16 protein-coding genes are annotated in these 20060 nt (G+C 71.4%); 5 read left to right on the top strand and 11 right to left on the bottom strand.

Annotated elements, in window-relative coordinates:
- Nucleotides 1-84 precede the first annotated feature (84 nt).
- The 11 genes from SCI24_RS05300 to SCI24_RS05250 form a co-directional block, all read right to left on the bottom strand.
- Entirely contained in the window at nucleotides 85-1137 is a 1053-nt protein-coding gene (locus tag SCI24_RS05300) for an asparaginase (protein ID WP_318724389.1), read from the bottom strand.
- Between the two features lie 86 nt (nucleotides 1138-1223).
- Nucleotides 1224-2432, bottom strand: a complete 1209-nt coding sequence (locus SCI24_RS05295) for an efflux RND transporter periplasmic adaptor subunit (protein WP_318724388.1) — start codon at nucleotides 2430-2432, stop codon at nucleotides 1224-1226.
- A gap of 27 nt (nucleotides 2433-2459) precedes the next feature.
- Entirely contained in the window at nucleotides 2460-4823 is a 2364-nt protein-coding gene (locus SCI24_RS05290) for an ABC transporter permease (protein ID WP_318724387.1), read from the bottom strand.
- Nucleotides 4824-4827: 4 nt separating this feature from the next.
- Nucleotides 4828-5559: an ABC transporter ATP-binding protein gene (locus tag SCI24_RS05285; protein WP_318724386.1), complete on the bottom strand. Its 732-nt coding sequence runs from the start codon at nucleotides 5557-5559 to the stop codon at nucleotides 4828-4830.
- 35 nt (nucleotides 5560-5594) lie between these two features.
- Entirely contained in the window at nucleotides 5595-6818 is a 1224-nt protein-coding gene (locus SCI24_RS05280; protein ID WP_318724385.1) for an MFS transporter, read from the bottom strand.
- On the bottom strand, nucleotides 6802-7356 hold the full coding sequence (locus tag SCI24_RS05275) for a hypothetical protein (RefSeq protein WP_318724384.1): 555 nt from the start codon (nucleotides 7354-7356) through the stop codon (nucleotides 6802-6804). Before SCI24_RS05275 ends, SCI24_RS05280 begins: the two co-directional genes overlap by 17 nt.
- Nucleotides 7357-7363: 7 nt before the next feature.
- A complete protein-coding gene (locus tag SCI24_RS05270; protein WP_318724383.1) occupies nucleotides 7364-7864 on the bottom strand; it encodes a hypothetical protein in 501 nt (166 codons plus the stop codon).
- 89 nt (nucleotides 7865-7953) lie between these two features.
- Nucleotides 7954-9261: a DEAD/DEAH box helicase gene (locus SCI24_RS05265; RefSeq protein WP_318724382.1), complete on the bottom strand. Its 1308-nt coding sequence runs from the start codon at nucleotides 9259-9261 to the stop codon at nucleotides 7954-7956.
- A gap of 141 nt (nucleotides 9262-9402) precedes the next feature.
- The gene (locus tag SCI24_RS05260; RefSeq protein ID WP_318724381.1) at nucleotides 9403-9996 is read right to left on the bottom strand and encodes a membrane integrity-associated transporter subunit PqiC; all 594 of its coding nucleotides are present in this window, start codon (nucleotides 9994-9996) and stop codon (nucleotides 9403-9405) included.
- Nucleotides 9993-11681 (bottom strand): intermembrane transport protein PqiB, encoded by a 1689-nt coding sequence (pqiB, locus tag SCI24_RS05255; RefSeq protein ID WP_318724380.1) that lies wholly within the window; start codon nucleotides 11679-11681, stop codon nucleotides 9993-9995. The genes SCI24_RS05260 and pqiB overlap by 4 nt, the downstream gene beginning before the upstream one ends.
- On the bottom strand, nucleotides 11678-13027 hold the full coding sequence (locus SCI24_RS05250) for a paraquat-inducible protein A (RefSeq protein ID WP_318724379.1): 1350 nt from the start codon (nucleotides 13025-13027) through the stop codon (nucleotides 11678-11680). Before SCI24_RS05250 ends, pqiB begins: the two co-directional genes overlap by 4 nt.
- Nucleotides 13028-13136: 109 nt before the next feature.
- On the opposite strand from SCI24_RS05250, the gene SCI24_RS05245 reads away from it, so the two are divergent.
- The 5 genes from SCI24_RS05245 to cydC all read left to right on the top strand — a co-directional run.
- Nucleotides 13137-14123: a calcium/sodium antiporter gene (locus SCI24_RS05245; protein ID WP_318724378.1), complete on the top strand. Its 987-nt coding sequence runs from the start codon at nucleotides 13137-13139 to the stop codon at nucleotides 14121-14123.
- 300 nt (nucleotides 14124-14423) lie between these two features.
- Nucleotides 14424-15842 carry a cytochrome ubiquinol oxidase subunit I gene (locus SCI24_RS05240; protein WP_318724377.1) on the top strand — a complete coding sequence of 473 codons (1419 nt, stop codon included), beginning with the start codon at nucleotides 14424-14426 and terminating at the stop codon, nucleotides 15840-15842.
- Between the two features lie 3 nt (nucleotides 15843-15845).
- On the top strand, nucleotides 15846-16847 hold the full coding sequence (gene cydB, locus SCI24_RS05235) for a cytochrome d ubiquinol oxidase subunit II (RefSeq protein WP_318724376.1): 1002 nt from the start codon (nucleotides 15846-15848) through the stop codon (nucleotides 16845-16847).
- Between the two features lie 4 nt (nucleotides 16848-16851).
- Nucleotides 16852-18543, top strand: a complete 1692-nt coding sequence (gene cydD, locus SCI24_RS05230; protein WP_318724375.1) for a thiol reductant ABC exporter subunit CydD — start codon at nucleotides 16852-16854, stop codon at nucleotides 18541-18543.
- A partial coding sequence (gene cydC / locus SCI24_RS05225) for a thiol reductant ABC exporter subunit CydC (RefSeq protein WP_318724374.1) occupies nucleotides 18530-20060 on the top strand: 1531 nt, incomplete at its 3' end. The genes cydD and cydC, both read left to right, overlap by 14 nt.

The raw sequence follows: 20060 nt of genomic DNA, 5'->3' as shown, positions 1-20060 counted from the left end.
CTCCTGCTGTCCTGTCGAGATACCCCCACCTTAGCGACTTCCGGGGTGCCGTGCTTGACGCCCGTCAACGCTGCCGTCGACGCCTCATCGCTCGCCGGCGAGTGGCGTGAGAAAGCGCCGTCGCCGCTCCTCCTCCGGAAGCGGCAGGGCCAGCAGGTGGACCAGCTTGGTGAAGGTGGCCTCCGGGGTCATGTCATCCGCCGAGAGCACCCCCGCATCGGCCAGCCCCTGTCCCGCGGCGTAGGCGCCGAAGGCCACCGGACCATGCGGGCACTGGCTGAGGGCCGCCAGCAGCTTGCCCTCGCCGCTGGCGCGGGCGAGTGCCCCGGCCAGCGCCGGGTCGTCGGGCAGGTTGCCGCCTCCCCACACCTCCAGCACGGCGCCCCTGACCCGGTCGTCGCGCAACCAGGCCTCCAGTTGCCAGGCCTGGAGGCCGGGCCAGAGGGCCAGACGCACGACACCCCCCCCCGCCAGCGGCGAATAGTCGGCCAGCTCGAAACGCGGGGCGCCCCGCTGGTGATCCGCCAGGCCGCGCCCCGGGTAGAGCACCACCTCGTCGTCGACCCGCTCGCCGAGCAGCGGCTGGTTGGGGCTGGTGAAGGCGTCGGCCTCCCGGGTTTGCCACTTGCGGGAGCGGCAGCCTCGCAGCAGGCGGCCGGCGAAGCAGATCGCCACCTCCTGCAGGCGCGGGGTGACCGCGAAGCGCAGGGCGTCCTCGAGGTTGGCCGCGGCATCGCTGCCCTCGGCCTCCAGGGGGCGCATGGCCCCGGTGAGGATCACCGGGCGGTCCAGCCCCGGCAGCTGGAAGGCCAGGCTCGAGGCCGTCCAGGCCAGGGTGTCGGTGCCGTGGAGGATGACGACACCGGCATGCTGCCGGTAGCGCTGCGCCACCAGGGCGGCGAGCCGCTGCCAGTCATCGGGCGTGGCACTGCTGGAGTCGATGGGGCGGTCGATCTCGAGCACCTCGAAGGCCGGCAGGCTCGCCTGGCGGCCCGGCGGCAGGGCGGCCAGGGCGCGTCGCAGGCGCGCCTCGATGTGGCCAGCCGGAGCCAGACCGCGGGTGGTCTCGACCATGCCCAGGGTGCCGCCGGTGTAGATCACCAGCACGGGAGAGTCTGCGGAAACCGGGGCGGGCATGGGGGCTCCTGTCGGCGGCGGATGGGAAGCGCGATGGCGCCATGATACCGGTGCGCCGCGAGGGGGCAAGGCGGCGGCCGCGGCCCTCAGGAATCAGGGCTGACCCGCACGCCATCCGCCACCCGCTCGCCGGGATGGATGATGACCCGCTCGCCCTGCTCGAGGCCGCCGACGACCTGGGTGACCAGTCCGCTGCGCCGGCCGACCTCGACCCGACGGCTGATGGCACGCCCGTCCTCGACCACGAACACCGTCCACTGGCCGGGCTCGCGGAACAGCGCGCCGGTGGGTAGCTGCAGGATCTCCTCGGCCTGCCAGACCAGGAACTCGACGTCGACCCGAAAGCCGCTGCCCAGCCCCAGGGCGGCGGGATCGACCGCCGCGTCGAAGTCGACGATCACCGGCACGCGCTGCTCGTCGACGCCGAGTGCGGAGATGCGGGTGAAGCCGGCGGGCTCGATGCGCCGGACGCTCCCCGCCAGGGGCTCGCCGCCCCATCCGGTGATGCGCACTGCCATTCCCGGGCGCAGGCGCACGGCGTCCATGGAGAGCAGGTCGACCTGGATCTCCAGGTCGTCGAGGCGGCCGAGCTCCAGGATCGGGTCCCCGGCGGCCACGCTCCCCTCGCAGCAGCGATAGCGGCCGAGCACCACGCCATCGATGGGGGCGCGCACCTCGAGCTCCGGGTGCTCGATGTCGCCGCGCTGGCCGCTGGCCACCGCCAGCACGGCGCGGGCACTTTCCACCTCGAAGCGCGCCGCCTCGACGCTGGACGCGGCGGCCCGCTCCAGGGCGCGCTGGCGGTCACGCTGGCTCTGGCGCTGCTCCAGCTCGGTGGTGGAGACCAGGTTGCGCTGGTGGAGCTGACGGTAGCGCTCGTACTCCGCCTCGGCGAAGCGGCGCTCGGCCCGGGCGGTCTCCAGGTTGGCGCGGGCCGCCTCGAGCCGCGCCTCGGCGGCCCGCAGGGCGTCCTCGGCCTGCTGGCGGGAGCGCGGATCGAGGGCCGGGGCCGGGCTGGGTTCGAGGCGAAACAGCACCTGGCCCCGCTCGACCTCGTCGCCCACCTCGAGCAGCACCCGCTGGAGGTAGCCGGCGATGGGCACCGAGACGTTCCAGGTGTCGTGCAGCCGGGTACGACCCTCCTCGGTGACCGAGTCGACGAAGGGGCCGACGGTCACCGGCGCCACGCTGACGGGCACCGGGGCCGGGCGCAGTGCCCAGGCCAGTGCCATGACCAGGGCCAGTCCCAGGGCGATCCACAGCAGGCGTCGGGTCCAGCGCAGGCGTGATGTCATGAGGGCTCTCCTGTGGTGCGGTGCGGGTCATTCCACGGCCTTGAGCACGCGGATCCTGTCGAGGCAGCCCAGCCGGCGGACCACCAGCAGGCCCACCAGCAGCGAGGCGCCCAGCACCCCACCGGCGGCGATGCCGAAGGCCTGGGGGGTGAAGACCAGGGGTATCCGGTAGAGGTCGCTGCTGAAGGCCTGGTTGAGCAGCCGGGCGAAGGCGATGCCGATGGCCCAGCCCAGCGGGATGGCGACCAGCGTCAGCAGGGCGATCTCGCCGAGCAGGATGCGCGACACCTCGGCCCGGGTGTAGCCCAGCACCTGCAGGGTGGCCAGTTCCCGGGCGCGTTCGGCGAAGGCGATACGCGCATTGTTGTAGACCACCCCGAAGGCGATGGAGCCGGCGACGGTGACGAAGATCAGCGCGACCAACAGCAGCGTCTCGTCGAGGTAGTCGCGGATGCCACGTTCGGCCTCGGCGAGCAGCCCGATGGCGGCGACGCCCGGCATGGCCCACAGGGCGGCATTGAGCTCGTCCATGCGCCCGGGGTCGACCAGCAGCCAGGCCCCGCTGATGGCAGGCCCCTCGCCCATCAGGGCGTTGAGTCGCTCCCGGCGCAGGTAGGCGCCCGTGCCAAGGGGCTCGTCCACCAGGGCCACCAGCGGCAGGCCGACCCGGCGACGCCGGCCCTCCATGATGGCCACCTCCAGGGTATCGCCGATGCGGGCGTCGAGTTCCTCGGCGAGGTGGCGGGTCAGGGTCAGGCCCTCCTCGGGCAGACCCCTGGCGTGGCCGTCGGCGTCGAGCAGCTGGCGCAGCCGCGGCATGGGTTCCAGGCCCAGCAGGCTGGTGCGGACCTCGCGGTGACCGTGGACCAGGGTGGCGGGCACCCGGCGCCAGGCTTCCACCGCCATCACGCCGGGCTGGTGGCGAAGCTCGCCGACGGCCCGCGCCGGGGTGGCATCGACGAAGGTGAGCTCGACGTCCATGCGCAGTACCTGGCGATACTGCTGGTCGAGCATCGCCTCCACGGCATCGAGCTGGTAGGCGCCCACCATCAGCAGCCCGCAGGAGAGGGCGATGCCGGCCACCGAGAGGCCTGCCTTGGCCGGGTGCCGTGCGAGGTTGCGCAGGATGATGCGCCCCTCGTGGCCCAGCAGGGCGGCCGGCAGCGCCCGTTCGAGCCAGCTTTCGCGGAACCGCGCGGGCGCCGGCGGTCGCATGGCCTCGGCCGGCGGGCGGCTGACCGCCCGCCACACCGCCTGCCAGGTACCGGCCAGCGCGGCAAGGAGCACCACGCCGAGCGACAGGGCCAGGGCCCAGGCCGGCACCCGGAAGACCATCTCGGGAAAGCGGAAGTACTCGCGGTAGAGGCCGGCCATCCCGCTGGCGGCCCAGGCGCCGAGGGTGACGCCCAGCACCCAGCCGGCCAGCACGATGGCGCCGGCCAGCAGGGCGTAGTGTCGGGCCAGCTCCGCGTCGCGATAGCCGAACGCCTTGAGCACGGCGAGCTGCTCGCGCTGGGTCTGGATGATCCGCCCCATCACCACGTTGAGCAGGAAGGCCGAGACCGAGAGGAAGATGGCCGGCAGCACGGTGGCCATCAGGCGCTGCTGGGCCAGCTCCTCCTCGAGGAAGCGGTGGGATTGCTGGTCATGGCGGGTCTGGGCGCCGGTACCGCCGTAGCGGGCCAGCGCCAGGTCAAGGGCGTCGATCACCTCCTCCTGGCGGGCCCCGGCCTGGAGGGTGAGGCTCAGGCTGTTGAAGGCCCCCTCCATGTCGTAGGCGTTGGCCAGGGCGCGCTCGTTCATCCACAGCACGGCATAGCGGCGGTAGTCCGGCATCAGGTCGGTGGGGGCGGCCTGGTAGAGGTGCTCCGGGCTAAGCGCGATGCCGGAGAGCCGAAGCCGCGTCTGGCGACCGTCGATGATCGCCTCGAGGGTATCGCCCGGCGCCAGGTCGTGCGCCTCGGCGAAGGCGTCGCTGACCACCACCTGGTCGTCGCGGCCGGCCTCCGGCAGGGCACCGGCGATCAGCCTCAGGCGGTTGAGGGTCGGCTGGCGACCGTCGGGAATCGACACCAGCAGGCCGCGGACGGGGTCGGCGAAGCCGGGCACGGCCAGTCGCACCGCGGCCCTGACCCGGGGCTCGATGCGGTTGACCCCCTCGATCTCCTGCAGCCTGGGCATCAGCCCCGCGGGGGCGCGCTTGACGTCGGCGAACACCTCGGCGAAGTGGTGGCTGGCATAGAAGCGGTCCCGGGAGCCCGTCAGCGCCTCCAGGGTGGTGACGGCAAGGATCAGCGTCATCACCCCGCCGGCGATCACCACGGCGATGGCCAGGGCCTGGCCCTTGAGGCGCCAGAGGTCGCGATGGAGCTTGCGGTCCAGGGTCAGCATGGCATCACCAGCGCAGCTCGCCGGGCGGACGGCGGCGGGCGTTGGCGTGGATCTCGTCCACCCGGCCGTCGCGCAGGCGGATCACCCGGTCGGCCATCTCGCCGATCACCTCGTTGTGGGTGATGATCGCCACCGTGGTGCCGGTCTCGCGGTTGACCTGTTCGAGTACTTCCAGCACGCGGATGCCGGTGTGGAAGTCCAGGGCGCCGGTGGGCTCGTCGCAGAGCAGCACGTCGGGCTGCTTGGCCACGGCCCGGGCGATGGCCACGCGCTGCTGCTCGCCGCCGGAGAGCTGGGAGGGGAAGTGGTCGAGGCGCTCGGCGAGGCCGACCAGGGCCAGCGCGGCCTCGGGGGGCATGGGGTCTCGGCTGATGTCGGTGACGATGGCCACGTTCTCCCGGGCGGTGAGGCTCGAGATCAGGTTGTAGAACTGGAAGACGAAGCCCACGTGGTGGCGACGGAAGCGGGTCAGCTGGCGCTGGCTCGCTCGGGTCAGGTCGTGGTCCTGCCCGGCCCTGTCGCGATAGTGCACCTCGCCGTCGCTGGGGCTGTCGAGGCCACCGAGGATGTTGAGCAGGGTGGACTTGCCGGAGCCCGAGGCACCGAGCATGACGGCGAGTTCGCCGCGGTAGAGCGCCAGGTCGACGCCCTGCAGCGCCCGGATGGTGACCTCGCCCATGCGGTAGAGGCGGGTCAGTCCCCGCGTGGTGAAGACCTCGTCCTTGTCGTTGTCCATCCGCCGGGCATCCCCTGGTTCTCCATGCCCCGAGTCTAGCGGGTGACCAGCCGTCCCGCGTCGTCGACCTCCAGGCGGCGGTTGCGGCCGGCGAGCAGGGCGAAGCCCATGCTGACGGCGATGATGCCCAGCAGGACCCGGGTCAGGGTCGCAAGACCCACCTCGAGCTGCAGCATCACGCCGACCGCCAGCGGCCCCATGGCGGCCAGGGTGTAGCCGCCCCCCTGGACCAGCCCCGAGAGCTTGCCGGCCAGGCGTGAGGTGGCCGTGCGCAGCACGATCAAGGTGAGGGCGAGGCTGAAGCCGCCGCCCTGGCCGAGCCCCAGCAGCACCACGCCGGGCCAGCGCCAGATCGCCGGTGCCTGCAGCAGCAGCCAGAAGCCGGCGGCGACCATGCCCAGCACGATCAGCAGGGCTGGCCGCTGGTCCTGCCCCAGGCGTGCCAGCCAGGGCGCCGAGAGGGCCGAGAGCAGCTGCACCATCACCGAGGCACCCATCATCCAGCCGGCCTCGGCCTCGCTGTAGCCGCGGGCCACCAGCAGGGTGGGCAGCCAGCCGAAGACGATGTAGGCCAGGGACGACTGGCTGCCCATGAACAGCATCACCTGCCAGGCCAGCGGCTGGCTCAGCAGTTCCCGCGTGGAGCCGCCGCCCCCGGGCAGGGACGAGGCGGCGTCATGGCGCGGCATCAGGACCTGCCAGGCCACGAGTGCCACCAGCGCCAGCAGGGCCCAGCTGGCGAGTCCGGCCGGCCAGCCCCCCAAGGCGTCGGCCAGGGGAATGCTCAGCCCCGCGCCCAGGGCGCCGCCGAGGCAGAGGGCCATGGTGTAGACGCCGGTCATCAGGTCGGCGCCGGCAGGCAGCTCGCGCTTGACCAGGGCCGGCAGCAGGGTGCCGGCCACGCCGATGGCGGCGCCGACCATCAGGGTGCCGGCGAACAGCGCGACGACGGCCGGCACGCCGCGCAGCAGCAGGCCGCCGGCCAGCAGCAGCAGGGCGGCGGCCAGGGTGTTCTCGGGGCCGAAGCGTTTGGCCAGCCAGGGGGCCAGCGGGGCGAAGATGCCCAGGCAGAGCACCGGCAGGGTGGTCAGGGCGCCGATGGCCAGCGCCGAGAGCCCGGTCTCCTGCTGGATGCGGGTGAGCACCGGGGCCAGGGTGGAGAGGGCGGGGCGCAGGTTGAGCCCCACCAGCAACATCAGGCCGATGAACAGCGCCAGCTGGCGGGCAGCGGGCCGGGTCGCCTCAGTGCCGTTCGTCATGATGACGCCACTCGCGCCGGTTCGCCGGGCGGGCGGGGCGACGCTCCTCCCGGGGCTCGGCGATCAGGGGGTGGTCCTCGAGCTTGTTGTCCGCGCGGAAGGTGACCTCGCCGGGCGGCTGCGGAGTATCGCGGTCCACGCGCCGGCGGATGCCGGAGACATCCTCGGCGCTGACCAGGCCCAGGCCGCCGACGTTGACCCCCTGCTGGGCGACCAGCCTGCCATCGAAGCCCCAGCAGCGCTGGGGCACCTGGGAGACACGCCACAGGCGGCCCTGCCAGTGGGCCTGGCCGTCGTCGGTCAGCGTCAGGTCATCCAGCGGCACCAGGGCGGCGAAGAGCCGCGCGTTGAGCACCAGGCCGCCGCCGGCCAGGCGCACGGCGCCATGGAACCGTCCCTCTGCGAGGGCCGCGAGCACGGCCTTGCGGGTATCCCGACTCTCGAGGATGCCCTGGCCGCACAGGTGCAGCAGGCCATCATCGACCTGCTTGATGACCCAGACCTCCACGGGGGATCTGCCGAACAGCGTCTTCAGCATGCCGCGCTCACCGCATGTGGCGGCGCAGGTCGCCTCGCACCGCATCGAGCAGGGTGATGAAGCGGGTGTCGCGGTCGCCGTCGATGCGGTCGACCCGCACCACGCTGCTCATGCCGCGATCGATGTTCAGCTGGTCGAAGATCTCCAGGGTGACCTTCTCCGCCGGGTGGGTGCCGGGCTCGATGCGGCCCTCCTCGAGGGTGAAGGTGGTCAGCAGGGTGGCCCGCACGCGGGTCGAGCCGCCCTCCGCCAGCACGCGGCGAACGAACAGCCAGCCCTCGCAGGCCAGCGCCGTGTCACCGTGGTCGCGCAGGAAGAGGGTACGGTAGCTGGCGCCCTCGCTGGCGCCCTTGGCGGCCATGCTGCGGTAGGCCTCGGTCATGCGCGTCGCCGAGACCTTCGACTCCTCGAGCTTCTGACGGGCGCCGTGGTGTTCGCGGTCCAGCCGGGCCTGCTGCTGGAAGGTCAGCCAGCGCCGGTAACAGGTGACGAGATTCTTTTCATCCATGGAAGCGTCCTGCCTTGGACGGTGGAAGGGGCAAGGGGAAACAGCGGGCTACATTCGCACATTCCGATGCAGCCCGCCAGTCAGGCATCTCAGGCCTGGCGAGAGCCGGAACCGCCGCCGCCGCGGCGGCGCGGGGCACGGGTCTCGTCGCCACCGCGGCGCTGGCCCGCGGCCTGGCCCTGGCGTCGCTGGCCCTGGCCGCCGTTGCGACCGCCGCCCGCCCGCTTGCCGCGGCCGTTCTCGATGGGCTCGGGCTTGGCATTGGGGTCCGGCTCGAAGCCCGGCTCGATGCGCTTCTCCAGGTCGCGCTTGATCAGCCGCTCGATGCCCTTGAGCAGGCCGTGCTCGTCGACGCAGACCAGCGAGACCGCCTTGCCCTCGCTGCCGGCCCGACCGGTGCGGCCGATGCGGTGGACATAGTCCTCGGCCACGTTGGGCAGCTCGAAGTTGACGACGTGGGGCAGCTCCTCGATATCGAGGCCGCGGGCCGCGATGTCGGTCGCCACCAGCACCTGCAGGTCACCGGTCTTGAAGGCGGCCAGCGCCTTGGTGCGGGCCGACTGGCTCTTGTTGCCATGGATCGCCATGGCCGGGATGTCCTGCTTGGAGAGCTGCTCGGCCAGGCGGTTGGCGCCGTGCTTGGTGCGGGTGAAGACCAGCACCTGCTGCCAGTCGTGTTCGGTGATCAAATGGGCCAGCAGGTCGCGCTTCTTCTCGCGGTCGACGCGGTAGATCGCCTGGTCGACGAGTTCGGCGGTGGTGTTGCGGCGGGCGACCTCGATCATCGCCGGGTCGTCGAGCAGCTTGCCGGCCAGCGCCTGGATCTCGTTGGAGAAGGTCGCCGAGAACAGCAGGTTCTGGCGCTTCTCGGGCAGCACGCGCAGGATCTTCTTGATGTCGTGGATGAAGCCCATGTCGAGCATGCGGTCGGCTTCGTCGAGCACCAGGATCTCGACCTTCGAGAGGTCGACGTGCTTCTGCTGGTGAAGGTCCAGCAGGCGGCCGGGGGTGGCGACCAGCACGTCCAGGCCGGCGCGGATGGCGTCCACCTGGGGCTGCTGGCCGACGCCGCCGAAGATCACATGGCTCTTCAGGGTCAGGTGGCGGCCGTAGTCGGCGACGCTCTCGCCGACCTGGGCGGCGAGCTCGCGGGTCGGGGTCAGCACCAGGGCACGCACCTGGCGCTTGGCCGGGCGTGGGCCGTCGGCCAGGCGCTGCAGCATCGGCAGGGTGAAGCCGGCGGTCTTGCCGGTGCCGGTTTGGGCACTGGCCAGCAGGTCACCACCCTTGAGGACGGCGGGAATCGCCTTGAGCTGGATCGGGGTCGGGGTGGTATAGCCCTGTGCCTCGACGGCACGGAGCAGTTCGGCACGCAGGCCGAGGTCGGAAAAGGTCATGCGGTCTCCGCAGAGACGCCCCGGTCGCGCCGCATCGATGGTCGACGTGGTCAGTCCCGGGCCGAGGCGTGTAAAAGGAATCTGGCGCGGCAGGAGGGACCAGCGATCGCCGCGTGGCGGTAGTATGCCATAGTGCGCGGCTCAGCGCAGCCGTTTGATTTGTGCGGCGATCTCGTCGGCCACCCGGTCCCAGCCGCGCCCCAGGGCACGCACCAGGGCGGGATAGCCGTCCTCGGCCAGTTCCACCTCCACCGCGAAGGGGGCCATGGCCAGCAGCTCCCCCCCGCCGTCGCGCAGCTGCCACTGGCCCCCGGCGACGGCCCGGCCGTCGAAGCGGCCATGGAAACGGTCCACCTCCAGGCGCAGGGTGGCGGCAGCGCCGCGACGACTCTCGGCGTCCTCCTGCATGACCCGGGTGTCCGGCAGGCGCGCGGCCAGGCGAGCGCGCAGGCCGCGCTCGAGCTGCAGGCCGAGGGGCTCCGCCCACTGGTGGTGGTTGGCCTCGTTGAGGGTGATGTCGTCGAGCTGCAGCACCAGGCCATCGACGTCCAGGAAGCGGGCCAGCCGGGGCTGACCGACGACCAGCCGGTGAGCGGCGTCGGCCCCGGCGATCCGTGCCGGGTCACCGCCGCCGTCCCCGGGCAGGGTGTACTGGCTCGGCGCCGGCCCGCTGGCGGCACAGCCGGCCAGCCACAGGGAGAGGCCGGCGGCGATCAGGGCCTTGATGGACGTCATGGGGGGCTCCCTCCGGGTTGGCGTTGTGGCGCCCTGGGCAGCGGGTCCTCGCCGTCCAGGCTGTCGAAGAGCAGGGCGCGGGGGTTGTCGCGCAGGGTCCGCGCGGTGGGCTGCAGGTCGCGCAGCAGCCGCTCGAGCTGCTGCAGGGTCCCGGTGAAGTCGCCGTAGGCGGCGGACTCCGGCGAGACCCCCTCGAGGGTGGTGCGCAGCTCCTCCAGGGTCTGGTTGAGGTTGCCGGGGAGCGCCCGGGTGCCGGGATCGTCGACCAGGGTGCGCACGCTGGCGGTGAGCTCGCGGAGCTCGACGAGCATGGCCTCGGAGGTCGACAGGTTGCGGTCCAGCCCCTCCAGCAGCGGTTCGACCTCCAGGCCGTTGAGCTTGTCGAGCAGCGTCGTCACCTGGGCCTCGATCTGGGCGAAGCCGCTGGAGGTGGTGGGGAAGACGCGGCGCTCGGCGAAGGTCTCCGCGACATAGTCGCCGGCGTCGTCGCGCTGGAAGTTGAGGTCGACGAACAGCGCGCCGGTGATGAGGCTGCCGCTCTTCAGCGAGGCCTTGAGTCCCAGCCCGAAGAGACGCTCGAAGCGCGTGCGCCACTCCTCGAGGTCGAGCTCCTGGGAGTCGATGCCCAGGCGCTGGGGCTCGATGCGGATCAGTACCGGGATGGCGAAGTTCGAGCGGGAGTCCGGCTGGGGGGCGGTGAAGTTCCAGGGCACCGCCGCCACGGTGCCGATGCGCACGCCGCGAAACTCCACCGGGGCGCCCCGGGAGAGGCCGCGCACGGTATCCTCCACCAGCAGCACGTACTCCAGGTAGCGGTTGAAGGTCCCCTGGCGGGCGCTCTCCTCGTCGGGATAGAGGCTGAAGGTGGCGTCGGGCTCCACGGCCATGCCGCGGGGCAGGTCCTCGGGCACGCCGAAGGTCACGCCGCCGCCGAGCAGGGTCTCCAGGGAGTCGATGTTGACCCGGAAGCCCTCGGAGTCCAGGCGCAGGTCGAACCCGCTGGCCGACCAGAAGCGGGTGCTGTCGGTCACCAGGTCATGGTAGGGGCTCTCGATGAAGATGCGGTGGTGCATGCGCCGGGTCGCGGCATCGAAGCTGGCCTCCTCGACCCGGCCGACGATGAGGCCCTGGTAGGTGACCGGGTCGCCGACGTTCAGCGAGTTGCCCAGCTGGCTGACCAGGTTGATGCGCAGCCCCTCTGCCCCGGCCGGCGAGACCGGCGGCTGGTCGCTGACCTCGAACTCCCGCGCGTCGATCTCGCTCTGGCCCGGCTCGAGCTGGATGTAGGCGCCGGAGAGCACCGTGCCAAGCCCGCTGATGCCCTCGCGGCCGATGCGCGGCTTGACCACCCAGAAGCGGCTGTCCTCGACCAGCATGGCATCGGTGTCGGGACTCATGCGGGCGGTGATCACCGCCCGGGAGAGGTCATCCGAGAGGTGGACCCGCTCGACCCGCCCGACCTCGACGTTGCGGGTCTTGATCAGGGTACTGCCCGCCTCGATGCCCTCGGCGCTGTCCATCACCAGGGTGATCTGCGGGCCGCGACTGCGGTAATTGTCGTAGACCAGCCAGGCGCCGATCAGGATCGCCACCAGGGGCACGATCCAGATCGGCGAGAGCCGGGCCTGGGGCGTGGCATGGGCGCGGTGGCTGTCCCGGCCGGACGTGTCGGGGATCTCGGTCATCGCAGGCTTCCTTGTGCGGGGCGGGACTCACGCGGCAGGGGCGTGTCCCAGAGCAGTCTCGGGTCGAAGGTCATGGCGGCGAGCATGGTGCTGACCACCACGGCCCCGAAGGCCAGGGCAGCGGGGCCCGGGGTGATCGACATCAGCGCACCGGCGCGGATCAGCGCCACCAGGATCGCCACCACGAAGACATCGACCATCGACCAGCGGCCGATGAACTCGGTGAGACGGTAGAGGCGGGTGCGGGTCGGGGCACTGAGCTCATCGCTGCGCCGGACCACCAGACACAGCCAGGCCAGCGCCACCAGCTTTCCCACCGGCACGATCACGCTTGCCACGAAGATCACCACGGCCACCGGCCAGGAGCCCATCTGGATCAGCTCGACGACTCCGCCGATGATGGTGGAGGGCGAGGAGTGCCCCAGGCTGGTGGTGGTCATGATCGGGTAGAGGTTGGCCGGCAGGTACATCACCGTGGCGGCGGCCAGCAGGGCCCAGGTGCGCTGCAGGCTGTGGGGCAGGCGCGCATGCAGGCTCTCGCCGCAGCGTCGGCAGCGACCGTGGCCCTCGCCGTCCAGGCGGTTGACCAGCCCGCAGGTGGCGCAGCCGGCCAGGCCCTGGGGAGCGGCGGGTTCGCCGGTGCGCGCCCCCTCCGGGGCGAGGGGCTCGCCGGCCAGCGAGAACCACAGCCAGTCGGCATCTAGCGACTGGGTGGTGGCCAGCAGCAGCAGGGCGAAGGCACAGAACGCCCAGAAGGAGATGCCCAGCTCGATCTCGGCCATGCCGGCGATCTTGATCAGGCTCACCAGGGCGCCGACGATGAAGACGTCGGCCATCATCCAGGGGTGCAGGTGGGAGAGCGAACGGGCGATGCTGCGGCTGGCCGGCAGCGGGTCCTGGCGCAGCAGGCCGAGCTGCAGCCAGACCACCCCGGCGAGGTAGACGGCGGGCAGCACGGCGATGGTCAGCAGCACGGCGATGGCCACCAGCGGCTGGTCGAAGCCGATCAGGGTGGTGGCGGTCTGGGAGAGCTCGATGCGGTTGCCGATGCCGCCGACGCTGAAGCTGACGAAGGGGAAGGAAACCGCCAGTGCCAGGGCCACCAGGGCGGCCAGAGCCAGGGCCATGCTGCGCTGGGCCGGTCGGTGATGGCGGCTGGCGAGGGTATGGCCGCAGCGTGGACACTCGGCCTTCTCGCCGGCGTGCAGCGGCGGCAGCGCCACCAGCCAGTCGCATTCGTGGCAGGCCCGCAGCCGTCGCCGCGAGGTGCGCGTCTCCGGTGGCGAGCGATCCACCAGCGGTTCTCCCCGGGGCAGGGCGGGGGCGCGAAAGGCGAGCCTGGGCACCGCGATGGGGTCTCCTCATGACGACAAGATCAGAAAAGTCAGTGTGGCACGTTGACGAGGGTGACACCATATACAAACATGCGAGCCTGAATGTTCCCGAGGAGACGACATGTTACTTCCCGCCGTGGCGGTATTGGCAGGCCTGGTCCTGCTGGTCTGGAGTGCCGAGCGCTTCGTCGACGGAGCGGCGGCCACCTCCGCCCGGCTGGGGCTTTCCCCGCTGCTGATCGGCATGCTGGTGATCGGCTTCGGGACCTCGGCCCCGGAGCTGGTGGTCTCCGCCCTGGCGGCCAGCCAGGGCAACCCCGGCCTGGCGCTGGGCAATGCCTACGGCTCCAACATCGCCAACATGGGCCTGATCCTGGGCCTGGTGGCGCTGATCTCGCCGCTGGCGGTGCACTCCGGTGTCGTGCGTCGCGAGCTGCCGGTACTGGGCGGCGTCACCCTGCTCTCCGCCCTGCTGCTGTGGGGCGGCGTGATAAGTCGCCTCGAGGCCATCCTGCTGCTGGTGCTGCTGGCCGCCTTCATCGGCGTCTCCATTTTCCAGGGCCTTCGCGACGGCAGCGATCCCCTCTCCAGCGACACCGAGGAGAGCCTGACGGTGCACCCCATGTCGCTGAAGGCCGGGCTCGTCTGGACGGGTGTCGGCCTGGTGCTGCTGGTGGTCAGTTCGCGCATCCTGGTATGGGGGGCGGTGGCCATCGCCCAGGGCTTCGGCGTCAGCGACCTGGTGATCGGCCTGACCGTGGTGGCGGTGGGCACCTCGCTGCCGGAGCTCGCCTCCTCGATCAGTGCGCTGCGCCGCCGCGAGCATGACCTGGTGCTGGGCAACGTGGTGGGCTCCAACCTCTTCAATACCCTGGGTGTGGTGGGCCTGGCCGGGGTGATCGCGCCCATCGAGGCGGGCCGCGAGGTGCTGCTGCGTGACTGGAGCCTGATGATGGCCATGACGGTGATGATGGCGGTCTTCGCCATGGGCTGGCGTGGCCGCGAGGGCCGCATCAACCGCGCCGAGGGCGCCGCCCTGTTGGCCATGTTCCTCGGCTATACCGCCTACATGGTCAGCATGGTCATCCGGGGTGGCATGGCGGGGTGAGCGCGGCGTGAAGTGTTTCCCCGCTGCGACACTGCGACACGGCTCTCGTGGTGGCAGGCACGACCCGAAGGGCGCAGGATGGTTAGCATGCCCGGTGATAAGGATATGCCCTATGTTCACAGTCAATGCCATGACGGCATTGCCGACGGACTGGTCTAGGCTGGGCATGGGTGAGGTGGAATGCGGCACGGCGCCATGAGCATGGCGGCCTGACGTACAAGGGCACCGACGAGTGCCGCGCGCATCCCTTGACGAGCTGACCTCGCGGAGCCCCGCCTCCGCTGCAATCAGGAGTGCGTGATGGAACTGGATCCCCTGCTGCTGTCGAGACTGCAGTTCGCCTTCGTGGTCGCCTTCCACGCCATCTTCCCGGTGTTCACCATCGGCCTGGCGTCCTACATTGCCCTGCTCAATGGGCTCTTCTTCAACACCGAGAATCCGGCATGGGACCGCCTGGCGCTGTTCTGGACCCGGGTCTTTGCCGTGGTGTTCGGCATGGGGGTGGTGTCGGGCATCGTCATGTCCTTCCAGTTCGGTACCAACTGGAGCAACTTTTCCCAGGCGGCATCCAACTTCCTCGGCCCGGTCCTCAGCTACGAGGTGGTCACGGCCTTCTTCCTCGAGGCGGCCTTCCTCGGGGTGCTGCTCTTCGGGCGAGGCAAGGTCCCCCAGGGCGTCCATCTCTTTGCCGCCATCATGGTGGCCACCGGCACCTTCATCTCCTCGTTCTGGATCCTCTCGGCCAACAGCTGGATGCAGACCCCGGCCGGGGTCGAGCTGATCGACGGACGCTTCCACGTCACCTCCTGGAGCGAGGCGATCTTCAATCCCTCCTTCTGGTATCGCTTCTGGCACATGGTGCTGGCCTCCTTCCTGACCGGCGGCTTCGTGGTGGCCGGGGTCAGCGCCTGGTACCTGCTCATCCGGCGCGACGTGGAGGCCAACCGCAAGGCGCTCTCCATGTGCCTGTGGCTGCTGCTGGTCCTCACGCCGGCCCAGGCCGTGCTGGGTGACTTCCACGGCCTCAACACCCTGGAGCACCAGCCGACCAAGGTCGCCGCCATGGAGGGCAACTGGGAACGCAGCACCAACGTGCCGCTGCTGCTCTTCGCCTGGCCCGACCAGGAGGCCCAGGAGAATCGCTTCGAGGTCGGCATCCCGAGCCTTGCCAGCCTGATCCTGACCCACCACGCCGACGGCGAGGTGCCCGGCATCAGCGGGGTGCCGCCCGAGGAGCAGCCGCCGGTATGGCTGGTGTTCTGGTCCTTCCGGGTGATGGTGGGCATCGGCCTGGCCATGATCGCCGTCTCCCTGGCGGGGCTCTGGCTGCGCCGCGGCGGACGGCTCTACGAGCAGCGCGGCTTCCTGCAGCTGATGCGGGTGATGACGGTGACGCCCTTCATCGCGGTGCTTGCGGGCTGGTTCGTCACCGAGACCGGCCGGGCGCCTTGGCTGGTCTACGGCATGATGACCCATGCCGAGGGGCTGACGCCGTCGCTTACCGGCGGCATGGCCCTGTTCACCCTGGTCGGCTACATCGCCGTCTACGCGGTGGTGTTCTGGGCCGGCGTCTACTACCTGACCCGGGTGGTGCGCCAGGGCATGCTGCCCGAGGTACACCGCGATACCGTGGAGGGGGAGGTCCACCGGCCCAAGCGTCCGCTGTCGGCCGCCCATGCGACCTTCGAGGACGCCTCTCGCCAACCGGGAAGGAGCTGAATCATGGAAGCGTTCGACCTGACCCTGATCTGGGCCCTGATCATCGGCTTCGGGGTGATCATGTACGTGCTGATGGACGGCTTCGACCTGGGCGTGGGGATCCTCTTTCCCTTCGCCCCCGACGAGGCGTCGCGTGATGTCATGATGAACTCGGTGGCGCCGGTGTGGGACGGCAACGAGACCTGGCTGGTGCTCGGCGGGGCGGGCCTGCTGGGGGCCTTTCCACTGGTCTACTCGGTGTTCCTGCCGGCCCTCTACATCGGGGTCTTCCTGATGCTGGCCGGCCTGATCTTCCGCGGCATCGCCTTCGAGTTCCGCTTCAAGTCGTACCGCAACCGTCGCTGGTGGAACCGCGCCTTCTGCTGGGGCTCCGCCGTGGCGTCCTTCGCCCAGGGCGTGGTGGTGGGTGCCTACATCCAGGGCTTCGCCGTGGAGGACTTCGTCTACGTGGGGGGACCGCTGGACTGGCTGACGCCCTTCAGCGTGCTCACCGGCCTGGGGCTGATGGCCGGCTATGCCCTGCTCGGTGCCACCTGGCTGATCATGAAGACCGAGGGGGCGGTCCAGGCCTGGGCCTATCGGCTGGCGCCGCGCCTGCTGCTGGCGGTGCTGGGGGTGTTCGCGATCATCAGCGTCTGGACCCCCTTCGTCGATGCCGGGGTCCGCGAGCGCTGGTTCGGCCACCTGCACCTGATCTGGGTCTTCCCGGTGCTGGCGCTGGCTTGCGCGGCGCTGCTGTGGCGTGCCGTCAGCCAGCGCCGGGAGGGGCAGCCCTTCATCGCCACCCTGGGCCTGTTCGTCTTCACCTACCTGGGGCTGGTGGTGAGCAAGTGGCCGGTGATCGTGCCGCCCGACTACACGATCTGGGATGCCGCCTCGGATCCGGGCTCCCAGCTCTTCCTGCTGATCGGGGTCCTCTTCGTGATCCCCATCGTGCTGGCCTATACCGCCTGGACCTACTGGGTGTTCCGCGGCAAGGTGCGCCCCGGCGAGGGGTACCACTGAGCCGATGGGCGCGAACGACGCGGCCTCGGGTGAGCTGACCGCGCGCCGTTACCTGACGGACCTGGCCGCCGGCGAACGCCGGCGGCTGCGTCTCGCCGTCCTGGCAGGGACCGCGGCGGGCCTGCTGACCATCGCGCAGCTGGTGCTGCTGGCCGGGTTCATCAGCCGCCTGCTCGTCGACGGGGCGCCGCTTGCCGAGCTCGCGCCACTGCTGGCGGGGCTGCTGGCCACGCTGGCGCTGCGCGCCCTGGCGCTCTATCTGCAGGAAACCCTGGCCCAGGCGGCGAGCCTGCGGATCCGCCGGCGCGCGCGGCGCGCGCACCTGGCGCGACTGGGACCCGTGAGGCTGACGTCGCGGCACAGCGCCTCCCTTGCCAGCCAGCTGGTGGAGCAGGTGGAGGCCCTGGACGGCTACTTCGCCCGGTTCCAGCCGCAACTCTGGCTCGCGGTGCTGGTGCCGCTGCCGGTGCTGCTGGCGGCGCTTTGGCTGGACTGGCTGGCGGCCACCTTCCTGCTGGTCTCGGCGCCGTTGATCCCGCTGTTCATGGCCCTGGTCGGGATGGGGGCAGAGCGGCTCAACCGGGAGCAGTTCGCCGCCGTGGCGCGACTCTCGGGCCACTTCATCGACCGCGTACGGGGCATCACCACGCTCCAGCTCTTCGGCCGCACGGAGCAGGCCACCCGCGAGGTGCATGCCGCCGCCGATGACTACCGGCGGCGCAGCATGCGTACCCTGCGCCTGGCATTTCTCTCCTCGGCGGTGCTGGAGTTCTTCGCCTCGGTGGCGATCGCCGTGGTGGCGATCTACGTCGGGTTCGGGCTGCTGGGCTATATCGCCTATGGCCCTGCGGAGGAGCTGACCCTCTTCAGTGGCCTGCTGGTGCTGCTGCTGGCGCCGGAATTCTTCCAGCCACTGCGCAGCCTCTCCCAGCACTACCATGACCGGGCGGCGGCGCTGGGGGCCGCCGAAGGCCTGGTGGCCCTGCTCAACGAGGCCCCCGATGCCGGGCGCCTGCCGGGAACGGCCGTCCCGGCGCCCTCACGGGATGTGCTGGTCGAGCTCGAGGCCGCCAGCGTCGAGCATCCGGGCCGTGGACGTGTGCTGGGGCCCGTCGACCTGACGCTGGCCGCGGGCGACGTGGTGGCCGTCACCGGGCCGTCGGGTGTCGGCAAGTCCAGCCTGCTGCAGCTGCTGGCCGGCTTCGTCGCGCCCGCCAGCGGCAGTGTCCGCGTGGCCGAGGGGCTGGGTCTGGCCTGGATGGACCAGCGCCCGCTGCTGATCCAGGGCAGCCTGGCGGACAACCTGCGGCTGGCGGCCCCCGATGTCAATGAGGCCGAGATGCGCGCGGCGCTGGCCAGGGCGGACCTCGGCGAATTGCTGGTGGGGCTTCCCCGGGGGCTGGAAACACGCCTCGGCGAGCGCGGTGTCGGTCTCTCCGGGGGCCAGGCGCAGCGCCTGGCCCTGGCCAGGGTCTTCCTCTCCCGGGCGTCGCTGGTGCTGCTCGACGAGCCCACGGCCAGCCTTGACGCCGAGACCGAGGGCCAGCTCATCGAGGCGCTGCAGGGGCTGGCCGAGGAGGGGCGGGCACTGGTCATCGCGACCCATCATCCCGCCCTGATGGCGCTGGCGAGTCGGCGCCTGTCGCTCGAGGTCCAGGCCACCCCCCGGGAGGAGCGCGACGATGCCTCCGACTGATGCCTCGCTCTGGCGGGCCCTGCGCCCCTGGCTTTCCCTGCTCGGGCAGCGTCGCCGCCGGCTGATCCTGGGGGCCCTGCTGATGGGCCTGACCCTGGTGTCGGCCATCGGCCTGCTGGCCCTCTCGGGCTGGTTCATCACCGCCACGGCGGTGACCGGCATGCTCCTGGCGGCGGGCATCGCCGCGACCCTGGAGGTCTATGTTCCCGGGGGCGGGATCCGTTTCTTCGCGGTGACCCGCACGGTGTCGCGCTACGTGGAGCGCCTCTACAACCACGATACCGTGCTGCGGCTGCTCGCCGACCTGCGCTCGCGGCTGTTCGCCGTGCTCTCCGGCCTCGACGCCCACGCCCTGTCGCGGCGGCGTGCCAGCGACTGGCTCAACCGCCTGACGGCGGATATCGATACCCTGGACAGCCTCTACCTGCGCCTGCTGGCGCCGGCGCTGGTGGCGCTGCTGGCGATCCTTGGCCTGGCCGGATTTCTGGCGCTGTGGTCGCCGCGGGTCGGCGCGGCGACCGGGGCGCTGCTGCTGCTGGGCTGGCTCTGGTTGACGGCAGGCCAGGCCCGTCTCGGCATGGCCGCCAGCCGTCGCCAGGTCGACGACCTGGAGCGGCTCAGGGGGCGACTCATCGAGCAGGTCCAGGGCCTGGCGGAGCTGGAGGCCTATGGCAGCCTGGCGGATCACCGCGCCCGGCTGGCCACCATCGAGGCGGGGCTGTACCGGGACCAGCGTCGCCTGGGAGCGCGGGTGGCGCTGGGCAATGCCCTGGCATCGCTGGTGGTGGGGCTGGCGATGCTCCTGGCGCTGTGGCTAGCGGCCGAGGCCTGGAGCGCCGGGCGGCTCTCCGGGCCGCTGACGGTGATGATGCCGCTGGCAGTGCTGGCCCTCAGCGAGGCGCTGGCCCCGCTTCCGGCCGCCTTCACCTGGCTGGGGGCCACGCGGGGCGCCGCCGAGCGACTCAATGCGCTGGAGGCACAGCAGGAGCGCGTGGCCGCGGCGGAATCGCCGGCACGCCTGCCGCTGGGGGCCCTCTCGGTGGCCCTCACCGATGTCACCCTGACCCATGCGGACGCCCTGGTGCCCGCCCTGGCCGAGGTCGGCCTGGCCCTGGGGCCCGGCGAGCGGCTCGCCCTGTGCGGGGCGTCGGGGGCGGGGAAATCCAGCGTGGCCGGTCTGCTGACGCGACAGCTCAGTCCCGAGTCGGGCGAGGTGCGGCTGGGTGGCGTGGCGCTGGAGGCGTGGCCGGCGGCGGCATTGAGCTCCCGAGTGGCCCTGCTGACCCAGCAGACGGACCTGTTCGACGACACCCTGGCCGCCAACCTGCGCCTGGGCGACCCCGAGGCGGGGGACGCCCGGCTGTGGCGGGTGCTGGCGATGGTGGAGCTCGCCGACTGGGCCGGGGCCCTGCCGCGAGGCCTGGATACCCGGGTGGGGGAGGGCGGCCGCCGGCTCTCCGGTGGCCAGGCCCGGCGCGTCGCCCTGGCCCGGCTGCTGCTGCGCGAGCCGGACCTGG

This window comes from Halomonas sp., from assembly GCF_033549285.1.
Classification (GTDB): Bacteria; Pseudomonadota; Gammaproteobacteria; order Pseudomonadales; family Halomonadaceae; genus Halomonas.
The sequence above is the reverse complement of the archived record's forward strand: the minus strand, read 5'-3'. Positions and strand labels throughout refer to the sequence as shown.